Source organism: Bacillus sp. 2CMS4F (genome assembly GCF_023161785.1).
Lineage (GTDB): Bacteria > Bacillota > Bacilli > Bacillales > Bacillaceae > Bacillus > Bacillus halotolerans.
Map to the genome: position 1 here is coordinate 234,428 of NZ_JALNTO010000003.1, position 25,630 is coordinate 260,057.

General features: G+C 40.7%; 25 protein-coding genes and 2 pseudogenes. 10 read left to right on the forward strand and 17 right to left on the reverse strand.

Going from position 1 to position 25,630, the window contains the following annotated elements; genetic code table 11:
• Positions 1-436: 436 nt before the first annotated feature.
• From MTN95_RS07895 to MTN95_RS07910, 4 genes and pseudogenes are all read left to right on the forward strand, one after another.
• Entirely contained in the window at positions 437-1,264 is an 828-nt protein-coding gene (locus tag MTN95_RS07895; RefSeq protein WP_248337623.1) for an AraC family ligand binding domain-containing protein, read from the forward strand.
• Positions 1,261-2,178 carry a DMT family transporter gene (locus tag MTN95_RS07900; protein ID WP_248337626.1) on the forward strand — a complete coding sequence of 306 codons (918 nt, stop codon included), beginning with the start codon at positions 1,261-1,263 and terminating at the stop codon, positions 2,176-2,178. The genes MTN95_RS07895 and MTN95_RS07900 overlap by 4 nt, the downstream gene beginning before the upstream one ends.
• 24 nt (positions 2,179-2,202) lie before the next feature.
• Positions 2,203-2,340: pseudogene (locus MTN95_RS07905) on the forward strand (hypothetical protein); the annotation flags it as partial.
• Between the two features lie 253 nt (positions 2,341-2,593).
• Positions 2,594-3,019, forward strand: a complete 426-nt coding sequence (locus tag MTN95_RS07910; protein WP_248337628.1) for a hypothetical protein — start codon at positions 2,594-2,596, stop codon at positions 3,017-3,019.
• Positions 3,020-3,045: 26 nt separating this feature from the next.
• Here MTN95_RS07910 and MTN95_RS07915 read toward each other — a convergent pair whose 3' ends face one another.
• The 3 genes from MTN95_RS07915 to MTN95_RS07925 all read right to left on the reverse strand — a co-directional run bounded on the left by MTN95_RS07915 (position 3,046) and on the right by MTN95_RS07925 (position 5,557).
• Entirely contained in the window at positions 3,046-4,299 is a 1,254-nt protein-coding gene (locus MTN95_RS07915; RefSeq protein ID WP_227599118.1) for an MFS transporter, read from the reverse strand.
• Positions 4,296-5,213 carry a bifunctional helix-turn-helix transcriptional regulator/GNAT family N-acetyltransferase gene (locus MTN95_RS07920; RefSeq protein WP_248337630.1) on the reverse strand — a complete coding sequence of 306 codons (918 nt, stop codon included), beginning with the start codon at positions 5,211-5,213 and terminating at the stop codon, positions 4,296-4,298. The genes MTN95_RS07915 and MTN95_RS07920 overlap by 4 nt, the downstream gene beginning before the upstream one ends.
• 95 nt (positions 5,214-5,308) lie before the next feature.
• Positions 5,309-5,557, reverse strand: a complete 249-nt coding sequence (locus tag MTN95_RS07925; protein ID WP_105955640.1) for a YbeF family protein — start codon at positions 5,555-5,557, stop codon at positions 5,309-5,311.
• A 283-nt stretch (positions 5,558-5,840) separates the two neighbouring features.
• Between MTN95_RS07925 and glpT the strand changes: the two genes are divergently transcribed.
• Positions 5,841-7,175, forward strand: coding sequence for a glycerol-3-phosphate transporter (gene glpT / locus MTN95_RS07930; RefSeq protein ID WP_024120054.1), 1,335 nt, complete (start codon positions 5,841-5,843; stop codon positions 7,173-7,175).
• Between the two features lie 98 nt (positions 7,176-7,273).
• Complete coding sequence (locus MTN95_RS07935) at positions 7,274-8,173, forward strand: glycerophosphodiester phosphodiesterase (RefSeq protein WP_105991833.1); 900 nt, start codon at positions 7,274-7,276, stop codon at positions 8,171-8,173.
• A 19-nt stretch (positions 8,174-8,192) separates the two neighbouring features.
• Here MTN95_RS07935 and MTN95_RS07940 read toward each other — a convergent pair whose 3' ends face one another.
• Positions 8,193-9,818, reverse strand: a complete 1,626-nt coding sequence (locus tag MTN95_RS07940) for a Na/Pi cotransporter family protein (protein WP_396022370.1) — start codon at positions 9,816-9,818, stop codon at positions 8,193-8,195.
• A gap of 213 nt (positions 9,819-10,031) precedes the next feature.
• Positions 10,032-11,651: a glutamate/serine transporter AimA gene (locus MTN95_RS07945; RefSeq protein WP_105955643.1), complete on the reverse strand. Its 1,620-nt coding sequence runs from the start codon at positions 11,649-11,651 to the stop codon at positions 10,032-10,034.
• 268 nt (positions 11,652-11,919) lie between these two features.
• Between MTN95_RS07945 and MTN95_RS07950 the strand changes: the two genes are divergently transcribed.
• Positions 11,920-12,180: a hypothetical protein gene (locus MTN95_RS07950; RefSeq protein ID WP_105955644.1), complete on the forward strand. Its 261-nt coding sequence runs from the start codon at positions 11,920-11,922 to the stop codon at positions 12,178-12,180.
• Positions 12,181-12,218: 38 nt separating this feature from the next.
• Here the strand turns inward: MTN95_RS07950 and cypC are convergent, their stop codons facing one another.
• A complete protein-coding gene (gene cypC, locus MTN95_RS07955; RefSeq protein WP_248337634.1) occupies positions 12,219-13,472 on the reverse strand; it encodes a CYP152 family fatty-acid peroxygenase CypC in 1,254 nt (417 codons plus the stop codon).
• Positions 13,473-13,631: 159 nt separating this feature from the next.
• On the opposite strand from cypC, the gene blaOXA reads away from it, so the two are divergent.
• Positions 13,632-14,441 (forward strand): class D beta-lactamase, encoded by an 810-nt coding sequence (gene blaOXA / locus MTN95_RS07960; protein WP_248337636.1) that lies wholly within the window; start codon positions 13,632-13,634, stop codon positions 14,439-14,441.
• Positions 14,442-14,471: 30 nt separating this feature from the next.
• On the opposite strand, the gene MTN95_RS07965 is transcribed toward blaOXA, so the two are convergent.
• The 4 genes from MTN95_RS07965 to MTN95_RS21530 form a co-directional block, all read right to left on the reverse strand.
• Positions 14,472-14,663, reverse strand: a complete 192-nt coding sequence (locus MTN95_RS07965; RefSeq protein ID WP_044162226.1) for a DUF5370 family protein — start codon at positions 14,661-14,663, stop codon at positions 14,472-14,474.
• Between the two features lie 17 nt (positions 14,664-14,680).
• Complete coding sequence (locus MTN95_RS07970; RefSeq protein ID WP_010332841.1) at positions 14,681-14,929, reverse strand: sigma-G-dependent sporulation-specific acid-soluble spore protein CsgA; 249 nt, start codon at positions 14,927-14,929, stop codon at positions 14,681-14,683.
• A 111-nt stretch (positions 14,930-15,040) separates the two neighbouring features.
• On the reverse strand, positions 15,041-16,429 hold the full coding sequence (locus tag MTN95_RS07975) for an amino acid permease (protein ID WP_248337638.1): 1,389 nt from the start codon (positions 16,427-16,429) through the stop codon (positions 15,041-15,043).
• 389 nt (positions 16,430-16,818) lie between these two features.
• Positions 16,819-16,941: a hypothetical protein gene (locus tag MTN95_RS21530; protein WP_282459444.1), complete on the reverse strand. Its 123-nt coding sequence runs from the start codon at positions 16,939-16,941 to the stop codon at positions 16,819-16,821.
• Between the two features lie 328 nt (positions 16,942-17,269).
• Between MTN95_RS21530 and MTN95_RS07980 the strand changes: the two genes are divergently transcribed.
• A complete protein-coding gene (locus MTN95_RS07980) occupies positions 17,270-18,040 on the forward strand; it encodes a serine/threonine-protein kinase (RefSeq protein ID WP_248337640.1) in 771 nt (256 codons plus the stop codon).
• Positions 18,041-18,081: 41 nt separating this feature from the next.
• Here MTN95_RS07980 and MTN95_RS07985 read toward each other — a convergent pair whose 3' ends face one another.
• The 4 genes from MTN95_RS07985 to MTN95_RS08000 all read right to left on the reverse strand — a co-directional run bounded on the left by MTN95_RS07985 (position 18,082) and on the right by MTN95_RS08000 (position 20,993).
• Entirely contained in the window at positions 18,082-18,276 is a 195-nt protein-coding gene (locus tag MTN95_RS07985) for a hypothetical protein (RefSeq protein WP_248337642.1), read from the reverse strand.
• Positions 18,277-18,344: 68 nt separating this feature from the next.
• Entirely contained in the window at positions 18,345-19,331 is a 987-nt protein-coding gene (ybdK, locus tag MTN95_RS07990; protein ID WP_248337644.1) for a two-component system sensor histidine kinase YbdK, read from the reverse strand.
• On the reverse strand, positions 19,328-19,999 hold the full coding sequence (ybdJ, locus tag MTN95_RS07995) for a two-component system response regulator YbdJ (protein ID WP_202852387.1): 672 nt from the start codon (positions 19,997-19,999) through the stop codon (positions 19,328-19,330). The genes ybdK and ybdJ overlap by 4 nt, the downstream gene beginning before the upstream one ends.
• 13 nt (positions 20,000-20,012) lie before the next feature.
• Positions 20,013-20,993 carry an alpha/beta fold hydrolase gene (locus MTN95_RS08000; protein WP_248337646.1) on the reverse strand — a complete coding sequence of 327 codons (981 nt, stop codon included), beginning with the start codon at positions 20,991-20,993 and terminating at the stop codon, positions 20,013-20,015.
• Between the two features lie 135 nt (positions 20,994-21,128).
• On the opposite strand from MTN95_RS08000, the pseudogene MTN95_RS08005 reads away from it, so the two are divergent.
• Positions 21,129-21,713: pseudogene (locus MTN95_RS08005) on the forward strand (MerR family transcriptional regulator); the annotation flags it as partial.
• A 326-nt stretch (positions 21,714-22,039) separates the two neighbouring features.
• Here MTN95_RS08005 and MTN95_RS08010 read toward each other — a convergent pair.
• Genes MTN95_RS08010 through MTN95_RS08020 form a run of 3 tightly spaced genes read right to left on the reverse strand, consistent with a single transcriptional unit; the run spans position 22,040 to position 25,630 of the window.
• Positions 22,040-22,654, reverse strand: coding sequence for an HNH endonuclease family protein (locus MTN95_RS08010; protein ID WP_248337648.1), 615 nt, complete (start codon positions 22,652-22,654; stop codon positions 22,040-22,042).
• A gap of 4 nt (positions 22,655-22,658) precedes the next feature.
• Positions 22,659-23,330 (reverse strand): response regulator, encoded by a 672-nt coding sequence (locus MTN95_RS08015; RefSeq protein ID WP_248337650.1) that lies wholly within the window; start codon positions 23,328-23,330, stop codon positions 22,659-22,661.
• A gap of 8 nt (positions 23,331-23,338) precedes the next feature.
• Positions 23,339-25,630 (reverse strand): ATP-binding protein, encoded by a 2,292-nt coding sequence (locus tag MTN95_RS08020; protein ID WP_248337652.1) that lies wholly within the window; start codon positions 25,628-25,630, stop codon positions 23,339-23,341.

The window sequence follows — 25,630 nt, forward strand, 5'->3', positions numbered from 1 at the left end:
CCCGCAAACCACCCGCCAATGGCATAAGCGCTGAAAAATGGTGCAACCCCTGTAAATCCCGCCTCATAGAGCAGTTCCTCTGCTATGCGGGAACTGGATGAGTACTCACGCCTATGGAATCCACCCTGGGAAAGGTTAGTGGCAAAAAAATGTTCATCCACGCTTGCATCTGTCATTGACACAAGGACGAATTGACTTCTCCATCAATCGAAATCATCAAAAATGGCGCTTCTTTTATTAAACTATTAATATTCCTTTGATAATTAATGTTGGGCATTTTATTAGTACTTCACAAAGCTAATAGCGAAACATAACGTTAGCAGCAGGTAATGTAAATCACCTGCTTTCTCCTTGTCCTGCAGCAACATCATACAAGAAATCCCCAAAATTCATGCTACACTTAACCCAAGACCACCACACCGACAGGAGGCATCCCATGCAAAACGAAACCCGAACACTGCACCTTGACCCGCACCTTAATATAGAAGCCTACCGCTTCAAGGGGATTATGCAAAAATTCCCGAATCACTTTCACGATTATTATGTGATTGGTTTTATTGAAAAAGGGCAGCGGTACCTGGCCTGTCAAAATCAAGAATATATCATCAATCCAGGTGATCTTCTTCTCTTTAACCCCCGTGACACGCACAGCTGTGAGCAGATTGACGGGCGCACGCTCGATTATCGGTGTATCAATGTGATGCCGGATGTCATGAAGAAGGCGGTGGAAGAGATTACTGGCGCCGGGCATCTCCCTTATTTCTCCCACCATGTGTTATTCCGCCATGAGCTGACATCCAGTCTGCAGGAATTGCACATTCTGATTTCCAAGGAAAGGCAGGCTTTGCGCAAGGAGGAGCTGTTTCTTCATTTACTGGAAGAGCTGATCCGCCGTTATTCAGACGTTACATTCCTCAACAGCATTCCTGAACCATCCGACGAAGTCAAGGTGGTTTGCGGATTTCTAGAAGAACATTATGCCGAGAACGTCACGCTCAATGATTTGAGTGAACTAACAGGCTGGAGCAAGTATCATTTATTGCGTTCATTTACAAAACAAAAAGGAATTACGCCTAATAGCTACCTGGAGACAATCCGGATTAATCAAGCGAAAAAACTCCTTGAACAAGGGGTTAGACCGATTGATGCGGCATTTCAGACAGGATTCAGTGATCAGAGCCATATGACGAAGTTTTTCAAACGACAGGTGGGGCTGACGCCGAAGCAATACATGAAGATTTTCGAAAGGGAGTTTCAAAAATGAGCATTCAACGAGAAACTGCCGGCCATACAGCGGCAATTGTGACCATTTTGATTTGGGGTACGACCTTTGTTTCGACAAAAGTTCTGCTGGCTGACTTTACTCCGATGGAAATATTATTTTATCGGTTTTTGATCGGCTTTATTGCTCTGATCCTTGTACGTCCTAAAATGATCCCGTTCAAAAGCTGGCGGCAGGAGCTGTTGTTCGCCGGAGCAGGTTTATTTGGCGTGACCTTATACTTTCTATTAGAAAATATAGCGCTCACGTATACATACGCATCCAATGTTGGCATGATTGTGTCCATTATTCCGATGATTACTGCGGTTCTGGCTCATTTTCTGCTTGAAGGGGAAAAACTGCAGCTGACTTTTTTCATCGGATTCGCTGCAGCGCTGATCGGGCTTTTATTGATTACTTTCAACGGTAATGTCGTGCTTCAACTGAAGCCGCTCGGGGACATCTTAGCCGCCGCAGCCGCTCTCGTGTTTGGATTTTATTCGATATTTATGAAGAAATTAAGCGCTCACCGTTATCACATCATCGAGCTGACACAAAGAGTATTTTTGTACGGTTTGCTGTTTATGATTCCCGCTTTATTCTTGTTTGACTTCCATCTTGACCCGAGCCGCTTTTCAACCGCTTCAAATGTACTCAACATGCTTTACCTTGGCATCGGCGCTTCCGCCTTATGCTTTGCCACATGGAATTACTCGGTCGGCGTGCTCGGCGCCGTGAAATCCAGCGCTTATATTTACATGGTGCCGGTTATCACAATCATCTCTTCCATCATGATTCTGCAGGAAAAAATGACATGGATTGCTCTTCTGGGAGGGGTGCTTACACTGTTAGGACTTTACATTTCAGAGCTGAAACCGAAAGCGAAGCTGATGGACGGATGTAATATGGATGCTTAGCGGTGCAAACACAAACATCTCTAGTCAGTACGTAATGGTTATTTGGAAGTTTATGTAAATCTAACTGCTCAATCGTTAAATATTGTAGTTAAAATCTATACGCCTGATATTCCAGTAGGTGACAGTACTACAACTGGACTTACGATTACGATTAAAATAAAATAGAAGTATTTTACTTTATCAGATACTGAGGAAGTATACCCGACAGAATGGGAATCTACTCTTTCTATAACATTTGGAGCAGCTGCTGTATTAGAAGTTGCTGTCTTGATAACAAACCTTAGCAGTAGGAGGAGCCGCAGCTTTTATAAGTGCATTTTTAGCTTTATTTCCTTCTGTAAATAAATAACATATCAGCACTACATGGATCTATATCATTTCTCATGTAGTGCTTTACTTTTAAGGAGGATGCTGGATGACACTAAATCAACAAACATTTAAAGAAACCGTAAAAACAGCCGAAACAATTACACAGTACAAGGAAAATGATAAAGAAATCTTGGCTTTTCTAAACAAACAGGATTCTATCATGCTGAATCAGCTAAAAGTATTCTTTAGCGAGCCCCAGCTGACTCTTATACATAGTATAAAAACAGTAATCTACAGCACATTAGTTACTCTATTTTTATATTTTACAACGAATGAATTACCACATGAATGGAGTTTACTTGCCAGACTATTTTTTGTTATTGTCGGTTTTATTTGGCTAGCCTCTTGTTTTAAAAATGAAAAAGCCATTCAAATCTCCCAAAACTTCAAACAAAAATCCGAAAACTCCCGCATTGTCGGTATGATCGATTTCGTATTAGAACAAAAATACAAAAAAAGCATCTCTGAATAATCCTCGCCAGAGATGCTTTTTCTCACTTACACCTTCTCCGTCACAGCCGCACTGTCACGATTCATCGCCGCAGGCTCCCTCAGCATCACGTTCATCACGCTTGCAAGCACAAGCATTCCAATCGATAAATAAAAAGCCAGCGTATACTCACCTGTTACGGTATAAATGACGCCGGGCACATACGCTCCGAGGGCAGAGCCAATTTGATGGGCAAGTGACAGCCAGCCGATCATGAGGCCGATCGAGTAATTCTGAAAGTACTGGGTGGCAAGCATTTGCGTCGGCGCTACCGTTGCAAAGTCCACCAATCCAAACAGAACCGCAAAGCCTAAAAGCAAGTAGGGTTCGTGGCTGTAAATCAGAATCACAATCGACAGCGCGCGCACCGCATATAAAAAACAGAGGATTTTCCGGCTGCTCCACCGATCCGCTATGATTCCGGACAGTAAGATACCAGCGATATTAAAACCGGCCAGCAGACTGACAGCGGCGCTCGTAACAGTCGTAGAAAAACCGTGATCATGAGAAAAGGGAATCAAATGGGTATCCATCAGCCCGACGGTCGTAAAGCCGCAGATTAAAAATGGAAGGACCAACAGCCAAAACTGCCTCATACGAAACATCGCGGTTACTGAGCCTGCTTTGGTTTTTGATCCTGTTTCTAACTCCTCCTCAGCAGCCCCGCCGATCGGCTCTTCATTTTTTTCTGAAGGATGATTTCGCAGCAATAAAAGGGATGCCGGAAGGACAACGACCATTAACAGCAACCCCAATGCTACAACCGTCAGCTTCCAGCTAAACCAATGGATCAGCATAAGCGAGCCGGGAACCAGCAGCATTTGCCCCGCTCCAAAGCCCGCTTCCATGATTCCAAAGGCAAGGCCGCGCTTTTTGCTGAACCAATTCACCACCAGCACACTTGTTGCTACATTCGACGCTCCGCCAACTCCGAGTGACACCCCCAACCCGTAAAGCAGAAAGAGCTGCCACGGTGAAGTGATAAAACATGTCGAGAAAATGCTGATCCCGGTCAGTAACGTGCTCCATGATAAAACCGCCCGTGCGCCCCATCTGTCCACAAGCCGCCCGATCACAGGCTGGGATATCCCGTAAACGATAAAGCTCAGCGTTGAAATCAGCGAGATGGTGCCCCTATCCAGCGAAAACTCCCGCTCCCAAGGCTCGACAAACGCACCAAACGACAGGCGCACACCTTGTACGGCCAATAAAATCAAAAAGGTGATAAAAACGATGATCCAAGCATAGTGGAGTCTTTTCATGACAGCTCTAAATCCCATCGTTCTTCTGTCAGATGCTGTCCCCATAATGGCGTTTCTTCTTTCACTTCACTCAGTCTAAATCCAAATTTCTCGTAAAGCGGACGGGCTTCAGCCATACTGCTCACTGTCCAAAGAAAAATCCGTTCAAACTTCCTCTCTCTGCTATATGTAACGAGATGCTCAAGCAGTTTCGTGCCCAGCCCTCTGCCTCGAAACGCGGCATCAACCAAGAACCATCTCAGCTGCACCGTCTTTTTATCTTGTTTGACCAATCCCACACAGCCTGCAAATTTTCCGCCGCTTTCCGCGATCCATATCTTTTCAATTTCCGCGTCAAATGTCTCATGGAGATAAGCTAAAAATGTATCATCCCAGCCATGAGTCTCTGCATAAAATTGCCTTTGCTTTTCAATGAGAAGGTGAATATCATCCGAAAGATAATAATCTCTGATTGAAATGCCTGATGACCTGGATGAGAGCGACTGAGACAATATGGCTTCAATCTCCTCCATAGCCGTCGCAAGCTTGTGCTGCTCTTCGTCATCGATTTCCTTCAGCATCAGCTCAACCTGTTCATTTGCTTTCTTCTCAAGCTTTTTATAAATGGCTTCCCCCATTTCCGTCACATAGATATAATGATGGCGGGCGTCAGCTTTGCTCTTCTCTTTATAAATCAAACCTTCTTTTTCAAACTGTTTCAGCATTCTGCTGACATATCCCCGGTCAAGCCCCAGCTTATCCTGAAGATCTTTCGCCGTACAATGTGGCGTATTGTAAATCTCAAATAAAATCCGTGTCTCCGTTAAGGAAAACGGGCTGTCATAAATGTGTTCGTTAAGGAAGCCAAGAACATTCGTGTAAAACCGATTGAACTTTCTGAATTTTAAGCCCGTTGCTGATTCATTGGTTTTCAAACTTCTCCCCACTTTCTTATATCGTTGATTAAAGCAATTATAATCACATATAGTTGCCATAGTCAACGATATATCAAAAAAGCGGGGCGAAAATTTTATTTTCCAGATGCCTTCCTCTTCCTCAACACCTTCAATGTAATATACGATAAAATCAGCGAAAACAAGCTATAGACAACGGCCCATCCCAAAAAAGATTGATTGAAAATCGTAAACGTAAGCACAAGAGAAATGATCAAACTAACTAACGGCATCATATATACATTTTTACAAACATAAGTCCCCGCGACCGATAACACAATAATTGCTAACGGTAAAATGCCGAATGCGATATCTAATTTATCCACCTGCAACAGCCTCCCCCCCAGATTTTTATGTTATTTGTAAAAAAACATAACTACCAAAAGGATAACATTTCTTTTTCACACAATTTAAAATTACCCGTTTACATTCACTCCAGACTATGATAATTTAAGAAAGCGCTATCATGATAAGTTAATAGCTTGGATGGAGATGAGGAGAGCCAGGAATTCCACCCCTTTTGACAAGGGGGTGTTTTCTGGCTCTTTTTGTTTTTCAGAAAGGAGGGCACGCCACACATCCAACACAAACAGCAAAGGGGATGATTTGATGTTTCACTTATTTAAACCGGCTCCGCACATTGAGAGACTGGATGATTCAAAGACGGATGCAGCTTATAAACGGCTCAGGCTGCAAGTATTCTTAGGTATTTTTATCGGCTACGCAGGCTATTACCTGCTGCGGAAAAACTTTGCTTTTGCCATTCCTTATCTGCAGGAACAAGGGTTTTCAAAAACCGAGCTTGGATTGGTGCTGGCCGCCGTATCCATTGCGTATGGCTTCAGTAAATTTATTATGGGCATGGTGTCCGACCGCTGCAATCCGAGGTATTTTCTCGCGACAGGCTTATTTTTATCTGCAATTGTAAATATTCTTTTTGTTTCTATGCCCTGGGTAACTTCGAGCGTCACCATCATGTTTATTTTTATGTTTATCAATGGATGGTTCCAAGGAATGGGCTGGCCTCCATGCGGCAGAACGATGGCCCATTGGTTTTCTATTAGTGAACGCGGCACGAAGATGTCGATTTGGAATGTCGCTCACAACATTGGCGGCGGGATCCTGGCTCCGCTTGTCACTCTTGGAATTGCTATGTTTGTCACTTGGAAAAGCGTGTTTTTCTTCCCTGCTATTATTGCGATTCTGATTTCATTTTTAATTGTCCTTTTGGTGCGGGATACCCCTCAATCTTGCGGGCTTCCGCCAATTGAAGAGTACCGGAACGACTATCCAAAACACGCTTTCAAAGATCAAGAAAAAGAATTAACGACAAAAGAAATCCTTTTTCAATATGTACTTAATAATAAGTTTCTTTGGTACATCGCATTTGCAAACGTATTTGTTTACTTTGTGCGGTACGGCGTAGTGGACTGGGCGCCTACTTACTTAACAGAAGCCAAAGGGTTCTCTCCTGAAGACTCCCGGTGGTCGTATTTCCTTTACGAATACGCCGGCATACCGGGAACGATCCTGTGCGGCTGGATCAGCGACCGCTTCTTTAAGAGCCGCCGCGCACCGGCAGGCGTTCTGTTTATGGCAGGTGTTTTCATTGCCGTATTGGTGTACTGGCTGAATCCGGCCGGCCATCCGCTGGTAGACAACATCGCTCTGATCAGCATCGGCTTCTTAATCTATGGACCTGTGATGCTCATCGGTCTGCAAGCCATTGATCTTGCTCCGAAAAAAGCAGCCGGAACTGCAGCTGGTTTGACCGGGTTTTTCGGATACATCGGCGGGTCTGCTTTCGCAAACGCGATTATGGGATTTGTCGTTGACCGATTTGATTGGAACGGCGGCTTCATCATGCTGATCTCATCTTGTATACTGGCCATCGTGTTCTTGGCTTTGACATGGAATACGGGAAAACGGGCGGAGCATGTTTAAGAAAAGATTATAAAAGATTAATATTTTTCCAACATGCCATTTACATCCGTTTTCTAACATAAAAGCTGTTACTGCTTGTTCATAAGGAGGAAGAAAAGATGAGAAAAAATAGATTACTAGCTTTGGTTCTGCTATCTTTTGGTTTGCTGTCGTTTATGGTTACACCAGTTTCAGCAGCCTCAAAAGGAAACCTGCTGTCTCCTGACCGTATCCTGACAGTCGCGCACAGAGGGGCTTCCGGATATGTGCCTGAGCACACGATCCTGTCTTACGAAACCGCTCAGAAAATGAAAGCCGATTATATTGAGTTGGATTTACAGATGACAAAAGACGGGCAACTCATTGTTATGCACGATGAAAAACTGGACCGCACCACAAACGGAACGGGCTGGGTGAAGGATCATACGCTCGCGGAGATTAAGAAACTTGATGCCGGCTCTTGGTTTAATGAAGCTTACCCGGCAAAAGCGAAGCCGCAGTACGCCGGCCTTAAAGTTCCTACATTAGAAGAGGTATTAAACCGTTTTGGCAAACATGCGAACTATTACATTGAAACAAAATCGCCTGACACCTATCCAGGCATGGAGAAAAAACTGATCGCTTCCTTACAGAAGCATAAACTGCTAAGCAAGCATTCAAAGCGCGGCCAAGTGATCATCCAATCGTTCAGCAAAGAAAGCCTGTTAAAAATTCATCAATTACAGCCTAACCTGCCGACTGTTCAATTGATGGAAGCAAAGCAAATTGCTTCAATGACAGATGCTGATTTGGAAGAAATCAAAACCTACGCTGTCGGCGCAGGTCCGGATTATAAAGCGTTGAATGCAGAAAATGTCCGCATGATCCGCAGCCACGGTCTGCTTTTGCATCCTTACACAGTCAATACAGAAGCAGATATGCGCCGCCTGCTGGACTGGGGAGTTACCGGCGTATTTACCAACTATCCGGATGTATTTCATCATGTGAAAAAAGACTACAAAAAAAGCTTTGAATCCTAGGATTCAAAGCTTTTTCTCATCATTTTTCCTCAAGTACAGCCTGCGCAATATTCACCGCATGATCGCCGATACGCTCAAGATTACTGATCATATCAACAAATACGATACCCGCTTGCCCTGTGCACAGTCCTTCATTTAGACGGATAATATGCTTTTTGCGAAGCTTTCGTTCCATCTTGTCAATTTCATCTTCTTTTTCAATGACATGAGCAGCAGTTTGCTCATCATTGTGGTGCAGAGCCTCCATTGATGCCTTCACAGTGGAAATTGTTAAATCCATCATGTCCGTTAAGTCCGTCATGGCTGATTCAGTAATGACGACACGGTGTGCCTGCTGATATTCAATCAATTCAATCACATTTTCAAAATGATCGCCGATTCTCTCAATATCTCTGACAGTATCCATCAGCATGTGATGCTCCTCAGATTCGTGATCTGAAAGGGAGCTCGATGAAAGCTCAATCAAATAATCGGTAATTTTCCGGTCGAGATTGTTGACCGCATCCTCTATCTGATAAGCATTTGCCGCGTATTTCGGCTGTTTTGTCACTAAGAATTGTTTTGTGACTTCCAGCCCCTGCACCGCAAAGTTCCCCATTTGCAGCACTTCTTCCTTCGCTTGTCCGAGAGCAATAGATGGAGATTGCTCGATAAAAATCGGATCAAGATGCGACTTGTATTCCACCATTGAATCCTTGCCTGGAATCAGTTTTGTCACAATCAAAGCCAATAACCCGACAAAAGGAAGCTGTATGATCGTATTGGACGTATTAAAGATTCCGTGGGCAAATGCAATCGTCATTTTAGGATCAAGCCCTATCGAAGCCTGAAGCCATAAGATCAAAGCAGTAAACGGCTTGAGCAAAATCAGGAAAATTGTTGTCCCGATTAGGTTAAACAGTACATGAGTAGCCGCAGCACGTCTCGCTGCAACAGATGCTCCAAGAGACGCAAGCACCGCGGTTATCGTCGTCCCGATATTGTCCCCGAATAACACTGGCAGCGCGCCGTTAATATCAATCAGACCATCTGCAAATAAACCTTGCAGAATACCGATGGTGGCACTGGAGCTTTGCACGAGAACCGTAAACAAAGTGCCGATGACGACACCGAGAACCGGATTTGAACTCATATTGACTGTTAAATCATGAAAGGCCTCAAGGGAACGGAGCGGTTTCATGCCGCCGCTCATTAACTCTAATCCATAAAACAAAGCCCCGAACCCAAACACAATCTGACCCGCATTTTGCATATTTTTATGCTTAAAGAAAAACAGTAAAAATCCGCCGACAGCAATAATCGGCAACGCATAGGCCCCTATATCGATTCCGATAATAAAAGCGGTAACCGTTGTACCAATATTGGCGCCCATAATGACCCCGATCGCCTGCCTCAGCGTCATAAAACCTGCACTCACAAGGCCGACGGTAATAACAGTCGTTCCGGAACTGCTTTGTATCAAAACTGTCACAATTATACCCGCTAACACGCCCATCAGCGGATTGCTTGTAAAACGGTCTAAAATATTTCTTAATCTATCTCCAGCCGATTTCTGAAGCCCGTCTCCCATGAACTTGATCCCAATCAGGAAAATACCAAGTCCCCCCAGAAATTCGAACAGTAATGTTTGTAAGTCAATCCCCAACATGTTCACCTCTATTTAGACATTATTCAGCAAACTCTCTTCGATTATGTTTCAAGTTCATATGATTGTAAACAAGTCGCCTGACAAATTTACAATAACTTAACAATAAGTAAAAAGGACCCCAACCGCATTTACATTGGTGTAATATTTCGCGATAACCATGACTTGTTGACTAAAAAAACCTTGTGCTCTTCAGCACAAGGTTTTCTCCATTTATTCTTTTCCCGCAGCAGCTTCTGACTGTGCGCTTATCAGCTGGCTATTAATCTCCTTCGCATCTTTCAAATACTCTGTCTTGAATCCGCTCTTCAGCGCCCACACATAGAAACCGAGTGATACAAAGGCAATCAAGGCCATATCCCAGCCATACGTTATGACGTTCAGACCGCCGAATTTGTCACTGCCCAAATAGGAAATCATCATCATGACAAGCAGGTAAAACACCATCCATATGCCACCTTTAAAGTTTTGGCCAAATCCTTTCCATTTAGCCTTGGCCTGGTAATAGAAATAAATCGGAAGTCCGATCAAAATAATAAACAGAACCTGCCCTGTTAACGGCCAGCGCGCCCAATACAGCACGAGCGACGCAAAGATAAATCCAAACGGTGCAATCACGCTTAAGCCTTTTAATCGAAGAGGCCTGTACAAATCCTTCCCTGTCCGTCTCAATGTCATCACTGTAACCGGGCCGGTGATATAAGAAATTAACGTGGCTACAGAAATAATTTCCGCTAACACACCCCACCCTCTGAACAGGAACAAAAAGATAAACGAAACAATCAAGTTAAAAAACATCGCTTGGCGCGGAACTCCGTAAATCGGATGAAGCTTGCCAAACACGCTCGGCATGTATTTGTTCTTCTCCATTCCGTAAATCATGCGGGAAGTCGTCGCCGTATACGTAATACCTGTTCCGGAAGGTGACACAAAAGCATCCGCATATAATACGATGACAAGCCAGTTAATATTTAATGCAATCGCCAAATCAGCAAAAGGAGAATTAAAATTAAGATGGCTCCAGCCGTGAGCGATATCAGACGGATTCACCGCTCCGATGAAAGCAATCTGCAGCAGCACATAAATGACTGTAGCAACTAACAGAGAACCGACAACCGCAATCGGGATCGATTTCCCGGGATTTTTGGCTTCTCCCGCCATATTGATCGGGCTTTGAAATCCGTTAAACGCAAATACGATACCTGAAGTTGCAACCGCAGTCAGAACACTTGCCCAGCCATTCGGTGCAATGCTTTGGCCCGCTGTAAAGTTTTCTCCATGAAATCCGACAAAGAGCAAAGCGCCAATTGTCAGGCCTGGAATAATGATTTTAAAAATCGTAATTAATGAATTCGCTTTCGAAAACAAATTGACTGTCCAGTAGTTCAGCAGAAAATAAATCAGAAGCAAAACAGAAGCGAACACCAATCCTTCTCCTGTCAGCGTTCCGTTTTTCACCAAACCGCTTGTCCATTTCGCCCATTCCCATGGCCACGAACTCATATATTGAACGGAGGCTACAGCTTCAACAGGAATAACGGATACAATTGCAATCCAGTTGGCCCAGCCTGCAATAAATCCGATAAACGAACCGTGTGAATATTGCGTATATTTCACCATTCCTCCTGCCTCAGGGAACATAGAACCTAATTCACTGTAAGAAAGAGCAATAAATAAAATAACAATCATGCCGATAACCCATGAAATAATAGCAGCAGGCCCCGCAATTTGGGCAGCGCGCCACGCCCCAAATAACCAGCCTGACCCGATCATCGACCCGAGCCCGACCATCATAAGGGCAAACGTTCCCATTCTTCGATGTAACTGATTCATATCGTAAACACCTTTCATGTATGATGACATTCTGTTGCTAAGTTATATTATTATTCTGACTACTTTACTTTGTCAATATTTATCGAATGATAACTAAAATAATAAAAAATTAATGTATCTCGCTTTCCAATATAGGAATTAAGTAACTAACTTCACCTAAAATAGAATTTACTGTAAATCAATTGATAAAATACACAGAGGTTTAGCCTTAAGCAGAACGGGAATGATACAGGAAACATTATTTTTAAAATAGAAAGGAGTTATTACCATGAAACAAAAGCTGTTACTTTCCGGTCTCGCTGTTTCAACTGTCGGCATCACTTCTTATCTATTAAAAGACCCGTCAAACCGCCAAAAGGCAAGAGAATTCATTCACGGCATGAAAATGAAGATAACAAAACAACCAGATATGGAAACGTTCCCAGTCGATAAAGCCGGTCACCCGCACCCTCATGACATTGAGGACAACAAAATGGTATCCGAAGGCTCCATGTATCCTGTTCAATACTATGATGAAAAAAAGAAGTAATCAAAAAGCTCTCTTCGAAAAAGAAGAGAGCTTTATATTTAGCTTTTCCGTCTAATGCTGCTCATCACAAAACCGCTTTCAGGCAATGACGGCATTCTGGCAAGACTGTAATGCAGTGATTGTGTTGGCACGTCATATTCAACCTGATTCACGAGAAAATCCAGGCTCGCTTTCATCACTTCAATGGTAATCCCTTCCCCCGGACAGCGGTGGCCCTTCTCCGCGTTGCCCCCGCCTTGAGGGATGAAATCAAACGGATTGTCCTCCCGCTCTTTAAATCGCTCAGGCCGGAACTCATCAGGCCTGTCCCATATACGGGGATCATGATTCGTTCCATACACATCAAGCAGCACTGATGCACCCTTTTTAAACTCGCAGTCATTCCATATAAAATCTTTTTTGACAACGGCTCCTAAAAACGGCCCAAAGGGATAAAATCTGCGCACCTCCTGCACAAACATTTCTCTTTCCTCACTGCCTCCAGAACGAAGCCATTCCTTATAATTCGGGTGTTCATGCAGCGCCAACGCTGAAAACGAAATAAAGTAAGCTATCGCTATAATCGGACGCAGCACATTAATGAGCTCAATGGCTGCCATGCGGGCATCAAGCCGGCTTCCATTCTCTTGCGTATAAAAAGCCATTTCATGCAGCGCTGATCCATTTTCTGTTTTCAGCCTGCCGCCGCGGACCTCTTCAATCATTTTTTCAATCCACTCTTCTGTTCGGGGTCTTGCTCTTCTTCCCTTCCAATGCCGCGGTCCCACAGCACCGAACGCGTCTACCATATCAATGAAATCGTCCGCTCTCTCTTTCACTTCCGTTTCCTTCAGCGGAATACCCGCCCAATAGCAGGCCACCCGGCATAAGATTTCTTTTGCTTCATCAAACAACACAACCTGATCCGCCATTTCCCATCTTGTTACAGCCGCTTCCCACTGCTCTGTCATCAGCTCAGCCAGCCGTTTTTGATGCGGCGGTGTCATTAATGACAGAAAAAGCAGCTTCCGATGAATATGAGCGTCGCCATCCATTGTCTGGATTGCATTGACGCCAAACAGCGATTTCTGCACTCGTTTCGGGAGAGCACCCTGCCGCTGAAACCGTTCGGTATCATAAAATACCTTCGCAGCCTCCGCGCCGCTCATACAAATAAATGTTTTTCCAAGCAAGCGTGCCTGGAACAAATCCGAATGGTAATGCTCTTTTCTATTCTTTATAAACAAATATCCTTCCCGCATCAAAGCCACACTGTTATCGAGGCTTTTGTCATGTGGAATCTGCTCATTCATCCCGCAACCCTGCCTTCCTTTTTTACTTCTGTTTTCACGTTATCTCACGAAGATAAACCCAATTACAGTATTTGCTTCCAAGCATTTTTTCATTACTTTTAAAGGTAGAAAAGCAGAAATGGAGAAAAGATAGATGATCAAAACAAAGGGGAGATCAAAATGAAGAAATGGATATATGCTTTTCTTGTGCTGGTCATTGCCGTGACAGGAGGTTTGTCCGTTCATGCAAAAGCGCCCTCCAATGAAACAAAAAAGCACCTGAATGTCAGCCGGATGAATGTGGATAAGGAGTTCAAGGATACTGACGGAACCTTCATCCTTCATGATTTAGAAAAGGATAAGACATTTGTCTACAACAAGGAACGGGCCAACAAAAGACAAACTCCGCAATCTACCTTTAAAGTGACCAATGCCTTAATCGGCTTGCAGGTAAAAGCCGTCCGGGATGAATATGATGTCAAACGCTGGGATGGCGTCAAACGCGAATTCGAATCATGGAACCGCGACCATACACTTGGCTCAGCCATGCGGGAATCTGCCATCTGGTATTACCAGGCATTAGCGAGGGACATCGGCGAGGAAAGAATGAAAACATGGCTTCATACCCTGTCATACGGAAACGAAGATATCAGCGGCGGAATCGACCAGTTTTGGCTGCAAAGCTCTCTGACAATTTCTCCGTTGGAACAAGAAGCCTTTATGGAGAAGCTTTACAAAGAGAAGCTCCCGTTTGACAAAACGGTCATGAAAACGGTCAAACGCATGATGATTCAAGATGAAGGAGATCATTTTACGCTTTACGGTAAAACCGGAACCCGCCTGACAGACATGGGATTAGGATGGTTTGTCGGATTCATCAAAACAGAGCACGGCTCCTATACGTTTGTCACCAATGTTGATGACTCCGGTACAACAGCCAAAAACATCACAATTGATATTCTAAAAAAGTATGGCCTGATTACTTCATAAATGAATGAGCCCTGCAAACGTACAGGGCTCTTAAATGTCATGCTCGAAGCAATAATGATTCACAAGCTCTTCAATCAAATCATGATCCGGGTAATCCCCGTTAAACTCAAATTCAATTTCTTCAACAAATTCTCCATGATGATACACGTGGATCGCCCCATTTTGCCGGACGACACTAAACTCCGGCTGAAACGTATATCCGCTTCGTTCAATCGCACCCAATTTCATTCCCGCCTTTCTCAAAGCAGTAATTCATACACCTCATTTAATTCCTTGGCCCGTTTTTGATCCTGTTCGTCTTGGGCATACTTAATTTCCTTTTCCAGCACCTGATTCAAATATGACATCTCATCGTCATCCAAATCCTTTACAAACTCCTCTTCATTGGCATAGCGCTTCGCCAGCATCTTCTTGCAAATCCGCAGACAGACTTCGTTTTCAAGATGATTTGAAAGTGACTCGCGCAAATAACCGAGTGTAACATCCATAGTATAAGCACCTTTCCTTTGCGTTCTATATCCTATAGGTTGCTGAAATGAGAAAAATCCATACGCAAAAAATGAAAAAAGAGACATCAGTCAATGTCTCTTTTTCCTTTATTATTCAGCTGCTTGATTTCTTTTTGTAAGATCCGCCTGCACGCGCTTCCCAATTCCAAAAGCATAATAACTGATGACCACAAGAGCTAAGAAAATAACCCCTACAATTAGAGATATCCGAGTATCATCATTAAACCACATGCCGACAAGAACCATCAGCAAGAAAGCAATCGTCAAATAATTTGTGAAAGGTGCAAACGGCATTTTGAACGGATGTTTATCTAACGCCGCGCCCTTCGCTTTTCTGAATCCGAGGTGGCTGATCAAAATGATAAACCAAGGAATCATCCCCGGCAGCACGCTTGCGCTGTATACATAAACGAAAATCTTCGGCGGCGCAACATAGTTCAGCACAACGCCGACAGCTAATCCGATCAGCACCGCGATTGTGCCATACAGCGGCACACCATTGCGAGAAATCTTCGCAAAGAATTTCGGTGCCTGTCCATTGACACCTAATGTATAAAGCATACGTCCCGCGCTGAATATCCCGCTGTTGCAGCCTGACATCGCCGCCGTGATAACGACAAAGTTAATAATGCCGGCCGCTGCCGTAATTCCAACTTTAGAAAACGTAGACACAAACGGGCTTCCAAGTGAATTCAGCTCATCCCAAGGATATACCGTCACAATCACAAAAATAGCACCGATATAGAAAATCAAAATACGCCAGATAATGCTTTGAATCGCGTTGCGCAGCGTGTTTTGCGGGTCCTTTGCTTCTCCGGCAGTAATCCCGATCAGCTCAACCCCTTGATAAGCCGCAATAACCAGAGACAATGCAAAGAAAAATCCTGAGAAACCGCCCGCAAAGAAGCCTCCGTGAGACCACAGATTAGACAAACCGATGGCATCTCCGCCGTTGCCAAAGCCAAAGAAGATAATCCCGAATCCGGCAATAATCATTAAGATAATCGTCACGATTTTAATCATCGCAAACCAAAACTCAAACTCGCCAAACGACTTAACAGAAATTAAGTTCGCCGCACCAAGAATTGCCATAGCTATGATACCAGGTATCCAAGCAGGCAAATCCGGGAACCAATATTTCATATAAGAACCGACTGCGATAATTTCTGACATGCCGACGATAATCCACTGGAACCAGTTGCTCCACGCCGTCATATAACCAGCAAGGGGATGAATGTATTTATGGCCGAATGTTGCAAAAGAACCGGTACTCGGCTCCACATACAGCATTTCACCCATTGCACGCATGATAAAAAAGATAAAAATTCCGCAAATCGCATAAGCCAGAAGGACAGACGGGCCAGTCCATGAAATCGTGCTGGCAGAACCCATAAATAAACCAACACCGATCGTACCGCCCAAGGCAATCATCTGAATATGACGGGCGTTCAAACCCCTCTTCAATTCTTTATTTTCCACTCCGCTTCCTCCTCTTAAAAACGAATACATGTACAGCTCAACCGAAATAGGATCAAGGCCGACCAGCCTCCAAAACGTTCTTCATTTCTTATCAAGCTGAAAATATCAGAAAATTCAATCATAAAATTGTTAGATAATCTCCAAAATTACTTATTTCATCATAATAAATTTCTCTGGAAAATACAATTGTTTTTTTCGGGTAAACACTTTCATTCAATGGGTTTGATCTATCACTTTAATTAAAATCTTTTATATGAATATAATGAAATCATGACAATATTGAAAACGATGCATGATACAGCTGCTTTCATGAGATGGGCATAAAAAAATAAGCTGTTCACGATGAACAGCTTACCTAATAATTCACGCCGGTTTGACGTTTTAATGTTTCAAGCCGGCTGTATGCCTTTCCCAGCACCTCTGCAGATGTACTCCTGCTTTATCAGCCGAAACTTTTTTGTGATATACTGTGCCATGAGCTGGGTGCGGATATATTGACGATCCAGACGCATTCGATTCCCTCCTGAATAATTCTCTCTTCTCTATTTATCGGCAAATCCCTTGTATATATTAACCTATTAAAACATTTATTTACATCCGGAACTTTATTATGCATGATGAGAAAAAAGGAGGCTTTCTCATGGCTAAAAATGGATCATTCAATTCGCTCTCATGCTGTCAGTTCTATTTACTTGTACTTATTCTGTTTCCGCAGCCGGAATCACTGCCATTACAGGGATCCGGCTCTTTTTTATGCTAAGCTTCCATAGAATAGACTTAGCCCAAGATGCAATTGTTTTGATAAACTATAATCAGTACAACCAAGGGAAGTGCAGCGCAATGGCATTAAAACAGTTAAAAAAGCTATTATTTGACCGCCCACTGAAGAACGGCCTCCTACTGAACAACCAATACAAAATCGAAGAATGCCTCGGCATGGGCGGCTACGGCTTGGTTTATGTGTGCACCGATGTTCATACGCAAACACCGTACGTCTTAAAACAGCTCCGTCCGACAAAAGCAAAAAAACAAAAGGAAAGAGTCCGATTTCAGCAGGAAATTGGTCTGCTCAAAAGCATCAGCCACCCGCAAATCCCGGCCTTCATAGAAGACTTCAGCATAGACGGACAAGCCTGCTATGTCATGCAGCTGGTCGAGGGCGATAATATAGAGGAATTGTTATTTTTTCAAAAACAGCCGTTTACAGAGCTGATGGCATTACAGCTGATGTCTCAGCTGCTGGACATTGTAGAATACCTGCATGAACGTCTCATTTTTCACACTGACATCAGAACGCCAAACATTATGATGAATCACGGTAACGTATATCTTATCGATTTCGGCCTTGCCAAACAGTTATCTCATGAAGAAGATGAGGAATTAAAGCTCAGAAAACAGGATGACTTCTTCGATCTCGGAGAAACCCTGTTGTTCCTGCTGTACTCTCAATATAAAGGGAAAAAGAAGAAAAACGCCACTTGGCTGGAGGAATTAACGCTGACAAAAGAAGTAACCCTGCTGCTGAAAAAATTATTGGGCATTGATGAAGAGTATCAGCACACGGCTTCCATTCGCGAAGACCTGAAGCGTGCGATTCAATCAGTGACATAAAAAACCCTTGTCCCAATGCGGAACAAGAACTTTTTTTGCGATTAACTGCTGCTGTAGCTCCGGCGTTTGTAGCGGTGACTGCCGCCATAACGATCATAATGTCTTCTTCTGCCAGAGCTGCTGCTGTAGCTCCGGTAATGGCGGCGCCGGCTGCTGCTGTAGTGCCGGTGTCTGCGATGGCGATCACTCGAGCTGCTTGAGAGGTACTTGATCGTTTTGATGATTTTTTTAAACATATGCTGTTCACCCCTTTTCTGCTTCCTATTATATATAATTGTTCGGAAGAAAGAAAAACATAGCCGGATCACTTTTTTGAAAACAAAAACGCAGTCCCATTTCCATTTGTCTTCAGCACATAAGTAATATGAAGCAACCGGCATATATCCTCAATAATCTTCAACCCAAGCCCGTTACTATCTTGATCTCTATCAAATCCAATGCCATCATCGCGAATCGAAACAGCTCCGTTTTCTATCGTGACTTCCAGCTTTTCAGCTTTCGAATGCTTTAGCGTATTTTGAAAAATGTTATCGAATAACCTTTGGATCCATAAACTGTTGCTCATCCATATCAAACTTTGACCTGACGGCTTAAATTGCAATTCAATGCCATTGATACTGTATAAATAATCCCACTTTTTCACTGTGGTTTCTAATAGATCAGAAATATTAACTTCGTCATTTACAATATAAGAACTCTCTAACGTTTCGGCTGAGTAATGATTGAATTCATTCGTTAATTCCGCAATATATTCAATTTGCTGGTACAAAGATTCAAATGCGGTTTGATCCTGGCACTGGCTCTCCAAATAAAATAACTGCAGCCTGAGAGCTGTTAAAGGTGTATTGATATCATGCCTTAGTTTTTGCAGCAGCTCCTTTTTTATTTCCTCTCGCTGTCTTAGTTCCAGTTCCCGGTACGTTGTCCGTTCAATTAACAAGTTGACCGACTTGATCAATTCGCCAATTTCATCAGCGCGTTTCACTTCTATTTTATCAGGCACCTTTTGATCACTCGCCAGATGCCGAATGGTTTGATTCAATAGATTGATTTTACGCAGCAGAGAATGGATCGATTTTGAAAATAAAAAAGCTAACAATAAAAGTGATAATAAAAATACGGCCAGCATTGCCGGATACGCAAAAGACCTGTGAAAGGGCACGCCATGATTGATCGGTTTAAACAGGCTGTCATAAATCACCGACATCAAAATGCTAACCGCCAGCAACAGTACCGGAACACTAATGACGGCCGTACATAATAACAACTGATATTTTGTCTTTAGCTTCATTTCTTCACAACGGTATTCAGCCGATACCCTTCTCCATAGATATTTTCAATGATCTCACCCGCTAAATCATTAATTTTCGCTCTGATTTTTTTAATGTGCACATTCACGATATTCGGATTCCTGTCTTCAAGCTGCCATAGATAATCAAAGAAATGTTCCTTTGTTAAGATATTGTTTCTGTTTTCATACAGATAGAAGAATATTTTCCGCTCAATCGCGGTAAACAGCACTTCATGGTGCAAACTCCCATTGAATACCTTTTTGGTATCTGCATCAATATACAAATGTTTGATTTGCGTAAAGGTGCCATAATGATGCTCTAGCATATTTTTCATTCTCAGCAGCAGCTCTCTCGGGTCAAAAGGCTTTACCATGTAATCCTCGCCAATTTTCAACCCTTGAAGCTTGCTGTCCATATCATTGCGGGCGGACAGAAAAATAATAGGAAGGTTTAACCCCAAATCTTTTATTTTCTTAGACATTTGATACCCGTCCTCACCCGGCAGCATCACATCCATAATGATCAAATCCGCCTTCTGAATCACCGAAAGCACATCCGCTCCATCTGTTTTCCACATCACATGATATCCCTCACGCTGCAAAATCTTCTGCAGCAGATCACCAATCATGACATCGTCTTCCACGATTAAAATATGATAACCCTTCATCTTAGCGAACCTTTCATTTCAGTTTTTGTTTGAGAAACTTCATAGAAAGCTGATAGATCTGATCAGGCTGGTATAAATATATGCTGTGTGTGCCCCTTAGCTCTTTCACTTCTGATACTTCTAATTGGCCTGCAAGTTCTTTATAATCTTTACGTTGCTGTTTTGTATATTTTGAGTTTTTATATTGATCAGCGATGGCATCTAAAAATAAAATCGGGGTTTCTTTTGGTACCGGAAGATTTACAGATTTGCTGCCATTTTGGTCAGACTGTAACAGCTCATGCTCCATATCAGCATTAAAAAATTGCTTAAAATTAATGGCTTTATAGATTTCTTTTTCTTCATCAGTTAAAAACGACTGCCGAATCACCTCAGGATTGTATACTGCGGAAGGCATAAATCGATGAAAACCGATCGAAGTCAACAGATGGAACCCCCTCATTTTCAGTCTGTCAATCCCGCTCAATTTATACGTGACATACTGCTGAGGCAATCCAATATCCATCGCAACAATCGCCTTAATTTCCTCAGGATATTTCTGCGCCCAATAAATCGTTTCAATCCCGGATATGGAATGAGGCATTAAAATATAAGGAGGCTTATTCCCGCTTTGCAGAAGCGCTTTTCTCGTCTGTTCTAATATTGTATCAATATCCCTGTCATCATCATACACGTCGCTGTAGCCATAGCCTGCACGATCCACTACAGCAATCTTGTTTTCTTTTGAAAACTTGCTGTACAACCCCTTCATCTCATAAGCAGGCGCCGCAATCCCCGAACCGGACATAAACACAAACGTATCCTTCCCGCTTCCCTCTTGATACACATTCATCTTTTTACCGTCAACATCGACTAATGTGCCTTTTTCTTTAAGGAGTGCTGCTTCCTGATTTAGCTGGTAATGGTGGTAGATAAAGACCGAGACGGCTGCAAGCAAAATCAAAGCAACTATGCTGCCAAAAAAGATTTTTACGACTTTCCATAACGTTTTCATATGATGCTCCTTTCACGTGATACTGAAAGGATACGATATCAAAATAAATAACTGATTAACTTTGGAACAGTTTTATTTTCATATTTGACTTTGCCCTTACGGAAAGGTGTACATTTGGAGCATGGAGGTGATCGCTTGCTGTCGATCGGTGATTTTTCAAAGATATGCAAAGTATCAACAAAAACACTGCGATACTACGATGAAATCGGACTCATCCACCCCGAAGACATTAATCCTGAAAATGGATATCGATATTATTCTATCAGGCAGCTGAAAGAAATGATCTTGATTAACCGTTTAAAGTCGTATCATTTTTCTTTAGAAGAAATCAAAGCCATTCTCGATTTGGAAGAGGATCAGGTTGAAGAAAAGCTTGGTTCTGCCCTTCAGCGAAAAAGAAAAGAAGTACAGGAAAAGATCGATGCTTATGAATATACCCTTACCCAATTGAACCTCGATATTCTGCGTGCAGAGAAAGGCAAACCAATGATGTCATGGCTTGACGATATAGAAGTAGTGCTTGCTGAAACCAAGCCAATGAACATCCTGTATTTACGCAAAATGATGAGCAGTAATGACTATGCCCTAGGATACGAAAAATATTTTAGCAGGCTATATGAAAGAATTGCTGTTGATAAACTTACCTTGCTCGGCACGCCCATGACGATTTATCACAGCCCTGAGTACAATCCTGCCGGTAATGATACAGAGTTTGCGATTATGTTTTCTATGCATCAAAATAGGAGACTCAATTTACATAAAAATATATGAAACTTCTCAGTGTTGGGCTCCGGAGTATTCTGTACGAAAAATGGTCTGATTTTTTAAGATAAAATATTTATGCTAAAAAGCCAATCAGGCATATAATATATAATGGATCTTAAATGTAATATATGGAGCTCTTATCAATTTTAATTCAAATGAAAACTCGCATTTTGATTTACAAAATGCGAGTTTTTTAAAATAATATATCGAAAATTTTAATCCAACTAGAAAATTATCGATTCATTATTATCAGAATATCGCTAGTCTATACATTATATTTTTTAACTTACAGGTTCACATTCTTCTTCGAAGATTAAATCATAATATTCACAAAATATCACACAAAGATCTTTGTAAAATGATTCCAATTCAACATAATCTTCATTTTTTCTTTTTTTTTCGTCTATTTTCTCTTTCAACGATTTTTTTTTCAATCGTATCTTCTCCAAATTATAGAATATGCTATGTCTTTTTAGATAAAGCTTTAATTCTTCATACATATATTTACCTAATAATGTTTTATAGAAAATTTTCCCTTTGTCGTCCCTTTCAAGATGCACGTCATACTCATCAGTACAGGGGTCAACAAATCCTTGATTTCCTATAACATTCTCATTTGATGTGTTACCTACCCACTTATTAGATTTTGAAATATTGCAAAATGGACAACTATATAATAAATTATCATATGTAAACTCAAGTTCTTTAAATTTTTCCTTTGGTGCAAAATGCTCTACATGATACACATTATAGCCACCACTATAAATATCATAATCATCACAGTAAGCACATTTATTATCAAAATCTTTAGCCAGTCTACGTTTATTCGAACTATTTGTACGCCATACTTCTCCGCTATAAGACCTTATAGGTTTTTTACATTTTACTTTCCCCAATATTTTACTCCTTATCTAAGATTGCATCTATCTTATTTAATAGTTCATTTAATTTGTTTGAATCTAAATCTCTCTTCATCTTACTTGGAATTGAATTATTACCATTAATAGACCTCTCTAAATTAGAATCTAATTCCAGTAGTTTGGAATCTATTTCCTGAGATGTTCCTGCTAAAGGTAACAAAATTTTTATTTCATCTTCCCATTTTTTTCTTTGCTTTACAGTTTTCAAAATCTGTTCAATGATTTTATAGTTTATTTCGATTCTCTCTGATTCCTCATTTAAATATCTCGCAAAATCAAATACTTGGTAAGCATTAAATATTTCATTTACAAAAAGATCATCTTCATATGAAGTTATAATAAAAATAGGAAAATCAAACAATGCCTCACCAAGTGCTTTGGCAAACTCAACCCCTGAATAATCTACATTTTTATATGATGATAATTTATAATCCACTAAGACACAATCAAGCCTTTCTTTTATTACTTGTTGAATCATTCCTTCAAGGTCATCCATAATTTCAAGCTCTACTGGATTAAATTGAAACATTGAGTATTTATTTTGTTTTTCATAAGTCGCTTTACTGAATCCTTCTGTCAATTTTATCATTATTTGAGTCGCTTTCGAAGAGTCATCATCGATTATTCCTATTTTAAATACCTGTTTCATCATTTAGCCACCTATATAGAAAATTTTAATTCTAATCCAAAACCTGAGATGTGCTTTGTTATATTATATTCTGCATTATATTCTCTTAGCGTTGATGCAACAATATACATACCCAATCCTGTTCCAATCGATTCCCCATTTCTATCTTTTTTGCTAGTTACTCCAAAATTAAAAATGTCATAAGGATTTTTGAATATATCAGACAAACCACTACCATTATCCTCATAATGTAGAATGAATTCAGAATTTGTTTCCATTCTAATATTAATAACTCGCTCTTTTAATTTTATTTTTTCAAAAGATTCAATTGAATTTATGATTAAGTTGTAAATAATACTCTCAAAATCAGAGACAAATATTCTTTTAAAAACCTCATTATTATCATCTTGAATGTTCACTCTAATGTTTTTCTGACTTAGTATCGGATTTAATACAAGAATAGTATTCTTAACTGTCTCATAAATATTTTTTTTCAGTCTCTTTCTTTTATCTTTTTTTTGACTAGTTATAACTGTTATCCATGACTTTAGAAAAGTATCATTTTTTTTCAAATCTGCTAAACAGCGCTCTACTAAAATATTATTTTTATTTTCAATAGCAAATTTCAGTGAATGTACTCTATTAACTAAAATTGCGTTTATACTTTTTAAATCATGCACTATTGATGTTGTAATCAATCCATTTGTCGATAATTCCCTTAATAATTTTATTTCTGAAATTAATTCTTCTCTCTCTTCTTGAAAATACTGTACAGCTTTTGCAAGGGTTTCAACTCGTTCTGTCTGCTCATTTTGCTTCGAATCATCAGAAGATTCTTCTTTATTTTTTTCTTTTAGGATTTCTTCCGCCAGTTCTTTACCAGTTTGTTTCGTTCTATCCTTTTCACTAACAATATCTTTATATTTCTTTATTGTTCTTGCTACATATGCTCGATCTCTTTCGAAAACAGAAATAATATTTTTTATGACATCTCTAAAATTTTTAAAATAATTATTTTCAATTATGCCTTCTCGACTAGACTTGTCTAATATACTTCCATTATTAATACGAGAAATAAAAATTGTGCCTTGTCCTTGGCGATTCCCTACATGCCAATTTCCACTTTGGTGAGTGATTCCTGCAGGATTTTTAGCTTTTCTAGCATCTATACCTAGCCAATCAAAAGAATCTGATTCTGAATCTCCATAAGGTCTAACTAAAAAATTATCCCTGTATATTTTTATACCGTTATGTTGTTTAAGCCAGATCTTACGTTTCTTGCTAATTTGTTTATAATAAAAATCCTCTTTAGTATCTTCACTAAGAGACATTTTCATATAAGTATAATCAAATTTAAACGGTCCTATTTTTTTAATTGAATCTTGATATTTTTCATCTTTATTTCTCATAAGTTCAGGTATCGTGAACTCATAATAGATATTTTTATTTTTGAAATCCTCATACCTAAAAGGATAATCTTTAAAATCGTCTAACTTGAATATTTCTTTAGGCATTTGATTTAAGTCAAACTCATTTCTATTTAAAGTAATTTTGAATACTTCTCCATCAAATTCTGCAAATAATCTGTAATCGTATTCCTCCGAAATCTCATTCTCTACAATAAAATAGGGATCTAAGAATGACTTTTGAGCACCTATAGTATATTCTTTTTGCTCGTTAGGAGGAATTAAAAATCCTAAAGAATTAAATATATTATTGATTTCTCTATTAGTCCAAGTATCACGTAATTGGCTTATTTTTAAAAGTGTTCCTGTTTCAAGGCTTATACTTATTTTGTGTTCTTTTTCCTTTTTTTCTTTTATATTTATAATACTCTTTAACATTTCTGAAGGGATAGTCTGTTTAAACGACTTATCATTAAGATATGCAAAGTCAGCTTCTATATCGTTAATAGTTTTTCCTCGCTCTTCAAACTTTGTCCAATCATTCCTCCAGAGTATTAATTCTTCTTTTTCACTTTTTGTATACATATCACACTGACTTCCTAAGCGGTCAAGCGCGAATCTTCCTATGCCTTTTTCACCTGATTTAATTCTATTTTTAACTGACTTGTAATTTTCTCTTTTATTATCAGTTCCAATCATCATCCAACAATTTTCTATTACTTCTTTGGTCATACCGACACCATTATCAAAAATATAAATACAATCATTTTCAATATCAAAGCATATAAAGCATAGTGTAGCATCAGCATCATATGTGTTTTTTACTAGTTCAATAATAGCCCCATCTACTTTCGATACACTCTCACGTCCTAATAATATTGTTGCACGTGATGAAATTTTATACTTCATTTTCTCCAT

Excerpts from the sequence above, each read along its gene's own strand:
- MTN95_RS07895 (WP_248337623.1), top strand. The coding sequence starts at position 437 with ATGCAAAACGAAACCCGAACACTGCACCTTGACCCGCACCTTAATATA.
- MTN95_RS07900 (WP_248337626.1), top strand. The coding sequence starts at position 1,261 with ATGAGCATTCAACGAGAAACTGCCGGCCATACAGCGGCAATTGTGACC.
- MTN95_RS07910 (WP_248337628.1), top strand. The coding sequence starts at position 2,594 with ATGACACTAAATCAACAAACATTTAAAGAAACCGTAAAAACAGCCGAA.
- MTN95_RS07915 (WP_227599118.1), bottom strand. The coding sequence starts at position 4,299 with ATGAAAAGACTCCACTATGCTTGGATCATCGTTTTTATCACCTTTTTG.
- glpT (WP_024120054.1), top strand. The coding sequence starts at position 5,841 with ATGTTTCACTTATTTAAACCGGCTCCGCACATTGAGAGACTGGATGAT.
- MTN95_RS07935 (WP_105991833.1), top strand. The coding sequence starts at position 7,274 with ATGAGAAAAAATAGATTACTAGCTTTGGTTCTGCTATCTTTTGGTTTG.
- MTN95_RS07945 (WP_105955643.1), bottom strand. The coding sequence starts at position 11,651 with ATGAATCAGTTACATCGAAGAATGGGAACGTTTGCCCTTATGATGGTC.
- MTN95_RS07950 (WP_105955644.1), top strand. The coding sequence starts at position 11,920 with ATGAAACAAAAGCTGTTACTTTCCGGTCTCGCTGTTTCAACTGTCGGC.
- cypC (WP_248337634.1), bottom strand. The coding sequence starts at position 13,472 with ATGAATGAGCAGATTCCACATGACAAAAGCCTCGATAACAGTGTGGCT.
- blaOXA (WP_248337636.1), top strand. The coding sequence starts at position 13,632 with ATGAAGAAATGGATATATGCTTTTCTTGTGCTGGTCATTGCCGTGACA.
- MTN95_RS07970 (WP_010332841.1), bottom strand. The coding sequence starts at position 14,929 with ATGGATGTTACACTCGGTTATTTGCGCGAGTCACTTTCAAATCATCTT.
- MTN95_RS21530 (WP_282459444.1), bottom strand. The coding sequence starts at position 16,941 with ATGCGTCTGGATCGTCAATATATCCGCACCCAGCTCATGGCACAGTAT.
- MTN95_RS07980 (WP_248337640.1), top strand. The coding sequence starts at position 17,270 with ATGGCATTAAAACAGTTAAAAAAGCTATTATTTGACCGCCCACTGAAG.
- MTN95_RS07985 (WP_248337642.1), bottom strand. The coding sequence starts at position 18,276 with ATGTTTAAAAAAATCATCAAAACGATCAAGTACCTCTCAAGCAGCTCG.
- ybdK (WP_248337644.1), bottom strand. The coding sequence starts at position 19,331 with ATGAAGCTAAAGACAAAATATCAGTTGTTATTATGTACGGCCGTCATT.
- ybdJ (WP_202852387.1), bottom strand. The coding sequence starts at position 19,999 with ATGAAGGGTTATCATATTTTAATCGTGGAAGACGATGTCATGATTGGT.
- MTN95_RS08000 (WP_248337646.1), bottom strand. The coding sequence starts at position 20,993 with ATGAAAACGTTATGGAAAGTCGTAAAAATCTTTTTTGGCAGCATAGTT.
- MTN95_RS08015 (WP_248337650.1), bottom strand. The coding sequence starts at position 23,330 with ATGATGAAACAGGTATTTAAAATAGGAATAATCGATGATGACTCTTCG.
- MTN95_RS08020 (WP_248337652.1), bottom strand. The coding sequence starts at position 25,630 with ATGGAGAAAATGAAGTATAAAATTTCATCACGTGCAACAATATTATTA.